11 protein-coding genes are annotated in these 8,595 nt (G+C 63.5%); 4 read left to right on the top strand and 7 right to left on the bottom strand.

All coding sequences use genetic code 11. The features are described 5' to 3' along the window. The 4 genes from VMS96_06955 to VMS96_06940 form a co-directional block, all read right to left on the bottom strand. A partial coding sequence (locus tag VMS96_06955; GenBank protein HVP43154.1) for a hypothetical protein occupies positions 1 to 250 on the bottom strand: 250 nt, incomplete at its 3' end. Between the two features lie 72 nt (positions 251 to 322). After that, a complete protein-coding gene (locus VMS96_06950; protein ID HVP43153.1) occupies positions 323 to 1,243 on the bottom strand; it encodes a DUF4292 domain-containing protein in 921 nt (306 codons plus the stop codon). Positions 1,244 to 1,339: 96 nt separating this feature from the next. Continuing rightward, positions 1,340 to 2,314, bottom strand: a complete 975-nt coding sequence (gene mltG, locus VMS96_06945) for an endolytic transglycosylase MltG (protein ID HVP43152.1) — start codon at positions 2,312 to 2,314, stop codon at positions 1,340 to 1,342. A 100-nt stretch (positions 2,315 to 2,414) separates the two neighbouring features. Next, positions 2,415 to 3,536, bottom strand: coding sequence for an AI-2E family transporter (locus tag VMS96_06940; protein HVP43151.1), 1,122 nt, complete (start codon positions 3,534 to 3,536; stop codon positions 2,415 to 2,417). A gap of 54 nt (positions 3,537 to 3,590) precedes the next feature. Here VMS96_06940 and ruvX point away from each other — a divergent pair, with 54 nt between their 5' ends. After that, positions 3,591 to 4,034, top strand: coding sequence for a Holliday junction resolvase RuvX (gene ruvX, locus VMS96_06935; protein HVP43150.1), 444 nt, complete (start codon positions 3,591 to 3,593; stop codon positions 4,032 to 4,034). 79 nt (positions 4,035 to 4,113) lie between these two features. On the opposite strand, the gene VMS96_06930 is transcribed toward ruvX, so the two are convergent. Beyond that, positions 4,114 to 4,644 carry a CarD family transcriptional regulator gene (locus VMS96_06930; protein HVP43149.1) on the bottom strand — a complete coding sequence of 177 codons (531 nt, stop codon included), beginning with the start codon at positions 4,642 to 4,644 and terminating at the stop codon, positions 4,114 to 4,116. A 280-nt stretch (positions 4,645 to 4,924) separates the two neighbouring features. Here VMS96_06930 and greA point away from each other — a divergent pair, with 280 nt between their 5' ends. Together greA and VMS96_06920 are read left to right on the top strand one after the other, a co-directional pair. Next, positions 4,925 to 5,395: a transcription elongation factor GreA gene (gene greA, locus VMS96_06925; protein ID HVP43148.1), complete on the top strand. Its 471-nt coding sequence runs from the start codon at positions 4,925 to 4,927 to the stop codon at positions 5,393 to 5,395. Further along, complete coding sequence (locus VMS96_06920) at positions 5,395 to 6,051, top strand: CDP-alcohol phosphatidyltransferase family protein (protein ID HVP43147.1); 657 nt, start codon at positions 5,395 to 5,397, stop codon at positions 6,049 to 6,051. The genes greA and VMS96_06920 overlap by 1 nt, the downstream gene beginning before the upstream one ends. Before the next feature lie 223 nt (positions 6,052 to 6,274). Here the strand turns inward: VMS96_06920 and tnpA are convergent, their stop codons facing one another. Beyond that, on the bottom strand, positions 6,275 to 6,718 hold the full coding sequence (tnpA, locus tag VMS96_06915) for an IS200/IS605 family transposase (protein ID HVP43146.1): 444 nt from the start codon (positions 6,716 to 6,718) through the stop codon (positions 6,275 to 6,277). A gap of 218 nt (positions 6,719 to 6,936) precedes the next feature. After that, the gene (gene asnA, locus VMS96_06910; GenBank protein HVP43145.1) at positions 6,937 to 8,073 is read right to left on the bottom strand and encodes an aspartate--ammonia ligase; all 1,137 of its coding nucleotides are present in this window, start codon (positions 8,071 to 8,073) and stop codon (positions 6,937 to 6,939) included. 139 nt (positions 8,074 to 8,212) lie between these two features. Here asnA and VMS96_06905 point away from each other — a divergent pair. After that, on the top strand, positions 8,213 to 8,595 hold a 383-nt coding region (locus tag VMS96_06905; protein ID HVP43144.1), incomplete at its 3' end, for an isoaspartyl peptidase/L-asparaginase.

The raw sequence follows: 8,595 nt of genomic DNA, 5'->3' as shown, positions 1-8,595 counted from the left end.
TCTTTTGCAGGACTCCGGCGACCTTGGTCGAGACCGGCGCGCCAGTGATGCCGCTGAGGAACGACGAGCCCGGGGGCTGCACCATCACGTCGGCGCCGATACCGCGCTGCCTCTCCTTGGCATCGTCGAGCAGGCCCAGCGCCAGTCCCACCATCAGCAGGATGAGCGTGACCTCCACCGCGATGGCGACGATGGAGATGATCGACCGCAACGGGCGATGCACCAGGTTGGCCAGAACCATCTTGTTCATGTCAGCTTGCAGGATGCAGGGGGCAGGCTGCGGCCGTCAACTCCCATCTGCTTCCAGGCATCCGCGTTCCCATTACTGCGGCTGTGTCTTCTCGGGATTCTTCGCAGTGCCGTCGGCCGCACTCTGTTGCTGCGGCGGCGCATCCAGGCGGACGAGTTGCGCTCCGGGAGGCTGCGGCAATTCGAACTGATCGTCGTTGAGCGGCTCGTTCAGCTTCAGTTTCAGCACCGTCAACGTGATCGCGTATTCCTCCAGCGGGCGGTTGATGAAGATCTGCGAGGGGAACATCGCGCTTTCGTATTCTTGGTACTTCTCGTAACGGGCGTCCGTGGCCACATTCCCCGCCTTGTCGTACACGATCTGGCGGTACGGTCTCAGGTCCACCCGGCTGAACACGATCTTGCGCGAGAGATACCAGCCATGCTCCCCCCGTGCCACCACCACCAGGGTGTAATCGGGCAGTTGCACGGACTTGTGGGTTTTCGGGTCCTGGGCGGCCTCGCTGGTCGATTCCACGACCGCCACTTCGTTTTGCGGGTCGATGGGCCGTACCAGGAGCGCTTCCAGGATGTGCTGCGGGCGCAGGCTCTCCAGCGGCTGGTTCGACGGGTGGACCACATCATTGCGTCCCACGTAGAACTTGTTCTTGACGGGCACGGAGAGCCGGAAGATCTGGCCATCGCTGGCCATGTCGAAGGCCCGGTTGCGCAAGAGGGGGAACAGCCCGATCATGCGCAGCATGGCCGGCTTGCGCACCAGCACGTAGCCGCGGATCTGTTGGTATTCGGTGACCTTGCCCTTCTTGGCCCCGCCCACGTCGGTGTCGATGTCCACCGTAGCATTCAGCGACTGGATGGCCTGTGCGGAGCGATTGACCTTCTCGATGAGGTCGGCTTGCGAAGCCTCCTGCGCCATGGACGGCGACGCCTCCCGGGCCACCCGGTGGGAGCGGAACAGGCAGCCGGTCAGCGGCAGCATGGCCGCCAGTGCCAATATCAGCCTTGCTCGGGTCGGTCCTGAGGGGCGCACCATGGGCAAACAAGAAGTATACCGAGGGCGGTCAGCATCCGTCAGTTTCTGCTTGTCGAGTCAGCGCCCACCCTGGCCCCGGCGGTACGCCGCCACATTCTTTGAGTGTTCTTCCAGCGAATTGGCGAAGCGATGGCGGCCCTGGTTGTCGCTGACGAAATAGAGGTAGCCGGTCGCGGCCGGATGCATGGCTGCCTGGAGAGCCGTCCGCCCGGGATTTGCGATCGGTCCCGGCGGCAGACCGGCGTACTTGTAGGTGTTGTACGGCGAGTCGTATTGCAGGTCGGAGACGCGGATCACTCCGGTGTAGCGGCCGGCCAGCAGCGAGGCATAGATCACGCTGGGGTCCGCGTCCAGGCCGATGCGCCGCTGGATGCGGTTGAGGTACACGCCGGCCACCAGCGGCCGCTCCTCCGCTACCGCCGTCTCCTTCTCCACGATCGAGGCCAGCGTGACCACGCGATGCATGTCGGCGGTCAGGCCGATGGCCTTCGCCTCCTGGCGGAAGCGATGGGTCATGGCGGCGGCCATGTCACGTGCCGACTGGGTGCGGGTGAACTCGTAAGTGTCGGGAAACAGGAATCCCTCGAGCGAGGGCGCCTGGGGATCGAGGTCGCGGATCAGCGAAGGGTCCTGGACCACGTTCAGGAAATCCTTCTTGCTTGCCAGCCCCGCCAGTTCGATGGCATTGGCGACGTCGAAGATGTTGTAGCCTTCGGGAATCACCACCGTGTGCACGTAGATGTCGCCGCGCGCGACCCGGTCATAGACCTCGAGCGCGTTGGCGGGATGGTCGAAGCGGTACTCGCCGGCCTTGAGCGAACGCGATCGGACGGCATGCAGGAGCAGGAAGGCGGAGGCGTTGCGGATCACACCCTGGTCGCGGAGTTTGTAGGCGATGGCGCGCGCGCTCGAGCCGGGACGCAGCATCACGAACTTCTCCCCGGTCGGGCCCACCGGCAGCAGCAGCCCGTAGGCCAGCCACAACCCGGCCGTCAGCACCATCAGCAGGAGGAGTTTGAGCAGGAACCGCAAGCGATCAGTCTAATGGATGCGATGCCGGCGTCTCCGGTTCCGAAGGTTCACATCCGGGCACGAACCCTGGTTCGGGAGGGGGTTTGCTGGCGACTGCCGACTATTCTCCCAGCCACGTCCCGTAGGGCCGCATGCTCTCCACGTGGTCAAGAATGATCTTGAGCGCGGCGGTGAGGGGAACGGCCAGGATCAGTCCCATGGCGCCCCAGATCCATCCCCAGATGAGCAGCGAGATGGTGACCACCAGCGGATTCAGCTGCAGCCGCCGCCCGATCAGCTTGGGGTAGAGCACGTTGATGGCGAACAGATGGAGCGCCAGCACCGTCCCCATGATGGCGGCGATTTTCGCCCCGCTCAACTGTCCCAAGCCGGCGACCAGCGGCGGCACCATCGCCAGCGGTACGCCCAGGTAGGGCACCAGGCTGAGGAAGCCGCTGATCACGCCCAGAAAGTAGAAGTATGGCAAGCCAATGACCGCGAACACCACCAGGCTCACCACCGACATGAAGAGCCCGATCACCAGGTTCCCCAGGATGAAGCTGCGGATCATCTTGGAGATGCGTCCCAGGGTCACGTAGGCGGTGTTGCGGTGCTCCATCTTGAACAGCATGACGGTGGCGGCGCGCGTGTGCTCCTGCCAGGTGAGCATGAAATAGGTCAGGAAGGGGATGAACGAGACCGTGAGCAGCGCCTCCCAGACCGCCCCTGCGCCACGGGTCAGGGTTTCCGCCCAGCTGGTCTGCTGCGTCACCCTGACGCTGGCCTTTTCCTCCGGGGTGTCCGGCAAGACCGCTTGTGTCGTCCTCTGGATCTCGTGGGCGCGCTCCTGGAACCTCATCACGTTGCTGCGGATCTTGTCCGAGTACTTGGGCAGCTCGTGCACGAAGTCCACTGCCTTGTGGTAGGACAGGTAGGTGAGGCCGTATAGCGCCGCCAGGACCAGCAGCACCGCGACCAGCGCCCCCACCGCATGGGGAATGCGGAAGCGCTCGAAGAACTCGACGACCGGGGTCAGCACGAAGGTCAGCAGCACGGAGACGAAGATGGTGATCAGCAACAGCTTGGCGAAGTAGCAGATGGTCAGGACGGCGGCCACCGACAGGATGACCAGCGCCGTCCGCTGCACGTCGTCGCGCTCCAGCGGCGTCTGCTCCACCGCCACCGGGTTGCGCGCCGGGGGCTCGAGGAGCTCGTGCCGTGATCGCTCGTATTCGTCCGGCATAGGGGTGTGGGCTATCGTACAAGAACTCGGGGAGGGGCGGACTATACTTTCCAGATGCCAGAGGAGCTGCCCGGGCGCATCCTGGCCCTCGACGTGGGTTCGCGAAGGATCGGCCTGGCTGTCTCCGACCCCCTGGGCATCACCGCCCAGGGGCTCGAGACCCTCCAGCGCAAGAACAAGCGCACCGATCTGGAAGGACTGGAGGCGGTCATCCGCCGCTACCAGGTCCGGGAACTGGTGGTCGGATTGCCTCTACGCATGAGCGGCGCGGAGGGGACCCAAGCGGAGAAGATGGCGGCTTTCGCCGAGGAGCTGCGCCGCCGCTTCCAGCTGCCCGTGCATCTCTGGGACGAACGCCTGACCTCGGCCCAGGCCAACCGGCTGCTGCGGGAAGCGGACTTGAGCATCGAAAAGAGGGCCAAGGCGGTCGACCGAATGGCCGCGGTGCTCATCCTGCAAAGCTTTCTGGAATCGAGAGCGGCTAGGAAAATGCCCTAAACGCCAAAATTGCCATCAATGCCAAGATTCAAGATCATGGCAGTTATGGCAATTCCGGCGATTATGGCAGTTCCCGAAGCTACGCTTCGGCCGTGACTTCCGGGAACTTCAGTTTGCACTTAGCCAGGGCCTTGCCGAGGAATTCCTCGGCTTCAGGCTCATCCACGTTGCGGGCCAGGGCCAGTTCGCTGACCAGCAGGTAGCGGGCGCGCTCCAGCATCTTCTTTTCGCGGAAGGAGAGCGGCTTGGACTGGTTGAGCAGCAGCAGGCTCTTCAGCACCTCCGCCACATCCATCAAGCAGCCGGTGCGCATCTTCTCCGAGTTTTCCTTGAAGCGGTATTTCCAGTCGTTATGGTTGTCGCACTTACCGGTGGTCAGGTGATCGAGGATCTTCTGCACGTCGCCGTTCCTGACCACGCGCCGCAGGCCGACGCTGGCCACGTTGTGGAACGGCACCATCACCTTCAGGCTGCTGGACTTGATGTTCAGCATGTAGTATCGCTCGACCGTCGCGCCGACAGTCCGGCTGCTGATCTGTTCGATAACTCCTACGCCGTGGTTGGGGTAAACGACTTTGTCACCTACGCGGAAATTCGGATCGCCGTTCATGCGGGGCACCCGTAAAGAGGGGGAATACGGGGAAACGTGAAGTACACGCCTCATTATAGGATAGGCGGCCCTCCCCGTCAACTTCGTGGCACGACCCAACTCGCTGTCCGCCTGAGATTTAGCCGATTTTTGCACAGCGCGGAGGCGACCACGGCCCAGTTTGGCCTCCCGGGCGCTATAATCCCCTGATACCGTTCGTGGGCCGAGGCCCCCGTATATTCCCTGTTACCGCCTGTCGGGCCGGGAAGCGACCCCACTGGGACCGGGCGGGCTAGGTTGTATGCCGGAGCACATCAAGAGGAAGCTGGAAGACGAGATCCAGACGCTGGAGCACGAGCTCAACCACGAGCTCCCCAAAGAGCTGAAGAAAGCCATCGCCATGGGGGACCTCAGCGAGAACGCCGAGTACCACATGGCCAAGCAGCGTCAGGAATTCGTGCGCGCCCGCCTGGGCCAGCTCAAGAAGCGCATGGCCGACCTGTCCCTGGTGAACCTGGCCAACATCCCCAAGGACAAGGTCGCCTTCGGTTCCACGGTCACGGTCTACGACGCCGCCAAGGACGAGAAGATCGAGTACAAACTGGTGACCAGCGAGGAATCCGACGTCACCAAAGGACTCATCTCCACCACCTCGCCCATCGGGCGGGCGCTGCTGGGGAAGAAAGAAGGCGATACCACGGTAGTGGTCACGCCCAACGGGAAGCGCGAACTCGAGGTCCTGAAACTGAGCACCATCCACGACGAGGCTTGATGAGCTGGACGGGATCATTCGGACGGGCCTGCCGCGTGCTGCTCTACGGCATCGTGCACGGCCTCGCCCTCACCCGCATCAATCCCAATTACCTCACCTTCATCGGCCTGGTCATCAACATCATCGCCGCGGTGCTGTTCGGCTACGCCACCGGCGAGAACACCCAGCGCCTTTTCTTCTATGCCGGCCTGGTGATCATCGCCGCCGGCATCTTCGACATGGTGGACGGGCGGGTCGCCCGCGCCACCGGACAGGTGACCGCCTTCGGCGGCTTTTTCGATTCCGTCATCGACCGCTACAGTGACGTGGCCCTGTTCTTCGGACTGCTGGTGTACTACGCCCGCGCCAACCGCTTTTTCTATGTGGTGCTGGTGGCCTTCGTGATGACCAGCTCGGTCATGGTCAGCTACGCCCGGGCCCGCGCCGAAACGCTGATCGGGAGCTGCAAGGTGGGGTTCATGGAGCGCCCGGAGCGCATCGTGCTGGTGCTGATCGGGGCGCTGTTCAACCGTATGGCGCCGGTGCTGTGGGTGATCGCCGTGATCTCCACCTTCACCGTCATCCACCGCATCAGCTACACCTATCGCCAGTCCCAGCTCCTCAAGCAGGCCCAGACCACCTTGCCCACGCCTGACCCCGCCCTGAGCCAGCAATAGCCAAGCCCGTTTCGGCGGAAGTCCCGTTTGCCCAAGATTGCCGCACAACAAGTTCTGCGCGTGCGACGTTCCTCCTCGCGTCGGTCATCCAGCGCTTTTGGCTGGGCGCGACAGCCCTTGCAGCTTCACCAGACCAGCGCCTTGGCGCGGCATGTGAGAGCCCGGCACGTAAGTGCCGGGTAGGTGGGCCAAACAGGGGCCGAGTCCCGCAGGGACGGCACCGTTAACCAAACACCTCCGCTGGATCGAACGCGACACCGGACTTGCGCAAGAGCGCCAGAAACTCTTCCTCGTAGTTGCGCTTCGTGTGGTGCTCCGGCTGATGCTCGAGATACTCCTTCACCGCCTCCACGTTCGAGGCGCTGACGCTGAATGCGCCGTAGCCTTCCTGCCAGGCGAAATCAATCCCGTGCTCGCCGATCCAGCGGGAGGAGTTTCCTTTCAGCAACTGGATCGCCTTTGCCACCGCCATGTCGGAAGGGAGCGCAACCAGCACGTGAGCATGGTTGGCGGTACCCCCAGCCGCGAGCACCGGAAATCCCTTGTTCTTGCCGATCCCGACAAAATATCTCCAGAGCTTCGGCTGGAGTTCCACGGGGATGAGATCACGGCGTCCTTTGGTGCTGAAGACGTAATGGATGAGGACGTTCGGATATTTGTGGCTCACGGTGCCGTCCCTGCGGGACTCGGGTCTCTTTGCCGGGCCCCCCGGCACTTACGTGCCGGGCTTTCACATTGCGTCCTTCGGACTCAATGGTGCCAAGCCTTCACATTACGTCGTGGTACCGGGCTTTCCCATCCAGTCCTTGGGACTCAGGTCGCTCTGGGATGCGTAGCGTCGCACCCCGGAGCGACCCTCATCTGCACCACCTGCGAGTGCCGCGCCTACTCCAGCACGAAGATGTTCCGCTTGGCGCACATCTCCTTAAGGACCTTCGGCCAGACGGTGACTGTGACCTCGCCCAGATGCGCCTTGCGCAGCAGCAGCATGAGGGTGCGCGCCTGCCCGATGCCGCCGCCGATGGAGAGCGGGATCTCCATCTTGGTGATGGCCTGGTGGTAGGGGAACTTCAGCATGTCGGTCTGGTTGGTGAGCGCGAGCTGCTTGCGCAGGGTCTCGGGGTTCACCCGGATACCCATCGAGGTCAGCTCGTGCCGCCGCTTGGTGACCGGGTTCCAGACCAGGATGTCGCCGTTCAGCCCGTGCATGGGCCGGCCATCCTCCGACCGGGTCTCGGTGACCCAGTCGTCGTAATCGGCGGCCCGCATCTCGTGCGGGTAGCCGTCCTTCAGCGTCCAGCCGATCCCGATGATGAAGATCGCCGGGTACTTCTGCAGCACCTGGGTCTCGCGCTGCTTGCGCGGCAGGTCGGGATACATCTCCAGGATCTCTTCCGCGTGCAGGAAGGTGAGCTCGTCCGGCAGGCTGGGATACTTGCCGGTCTTGAGCTGCGGGAACAGCCCGTGGGCGAAGGTTTCGGCCCCCTTCAGCACTTTCCAGATCTTGCGCACGACGTCCTTCAGGAAAGCAAGGTTGCGCTGCTCGGCGGTGATCACCCGCTCCCAGTCCCATTGATCGACGTAGCAGGAGTGATCGTGGTCGAGGAAGTAGTCCTTGCGCACGGCGCGCATGTCGGTGCACAGGCCCTCGCCCACCTGCATGCCGAACTGCTTGAGCGCGACCCGTTTCCACTTGGTCGCGGCCTGCACCACTTGGGCGTCGATGGGATGCTTGTCGTAGTCGTTGGAGATGTGGAACTGGATGGGGGTGCGCGAGCCGTCGCGGTCCAGCATGTCGTTGACGCCGCTCTCGACGTCCACGATCAGCGGCACCGTCACCATCATCAGGTTCAGTTCCCGGCAGAGGTTCTCCTCGATGTAGTTCTTGACCGCGAAGATGGCCTTCTGCGTCTCCTTGGGGGTGAGCAGTGAGCGGTAGTCGGTGGGCAGGATGCGTTCGACTTCTTCATAGGTGCCGATGCCCGGTCCTGCCAGGTCAGCGACCTTGGTTGCGGTAGCCATAAGAACGTAACCTCCGGTTTACAACACAGGCGAATGATGACGGCTCTAGTGGATGCCCGCCGCAGGCCGGGCCGCAGTGATGCGGGTCACCGGCTTGTGTGGCGTCTGCTATCATCACAGGTTTTGCTGAGGAGCCCGTTTGCCTGATCCCGTCCTTCTCGTCCACGGCGGCGCCTGGAACATCCCCGACGACATGGTGGAACTGCACCTGAACGGCGTGCGGCATGCGCGCGCTACCGGCTGGGCGGTGCTGGCGCGCGGCGGGTCGGCGCTCGATGCCATCGAGGCCGCCATCGCCGTCATGGAGGACGACGAAACCTTCGACGCCGGCCGCGGCTCGTTCCTCACCAGCGAAGGCCACGTCCAGCTCGACGCCATGATGATGGACGGCTTCACCCTGCGCGCCGGCGGCGTCGCCTGCGTGGAGCGCATCCGCAATCCCATCCATGCCGCCCGCAAGGTGCTGGACGAGAGCCCGCATGTGTACCTGGTGGCCGAAGGGGCGGAGAAGTTCGCCGCCCA

It is taken from the genome of Terriglobales bacterium, from assembly GCA_035543055.1.
In the GTDB taxonomy this organism is placed as follows: Bacteria; Acidobacteriota; Terriglobia; order Terriglobales; family Acidobacteriaceae; genus JAIQFD01.
Note: the sequence above shows the minus strand (reverse complement) of the source record. Positions and strands in the feature narration are given on the sequence as shown.

Bases quoted from the DNA above. Each gene is read 5' to 3' on its own strand.
- VMS96_06940 (HVP43151.1), bottom strand. From the start codon at position 3,536: ATGCCGGACGAATACGAGCGATCACGGCACGAGCTCCTCGAGCCCCCG.
- ruvX (HVP43150.1), top strand. From the start codon at position 3,591: ATGCCAGAGGAGCTGCCCGGGCGCATCCTGGCCCTCGACGTGGGTTCG.
- VMS96_06930 (HVP43149.1), bottom strand. From the start codon at position 4,644: ATGAACGGCGATCCGAATTTCCGCGTAGGTGACAAAGTCGTTTACCCC.
- greA (HVP43148.1), top strand. From the start codon at position 4,925: ATGCCGGAGCACATCAAGAGGAAGCTGGAAGACGAGATCCAGACGCTG.
- VMS96_06920 (HVP43147.1), top strand. From the start codon at position 5,395: ATGAGCTGGACGGGATCATTCGGACGGGCCTGCCGCGTGCTGCTCTAC.
- asnA (HVP43145.1), bottom strand. From the start codon at position 8,073: ATGGCTACCGCAACCAAGGTCGCTGACCTGGCAGGACCGGGCATCGGC.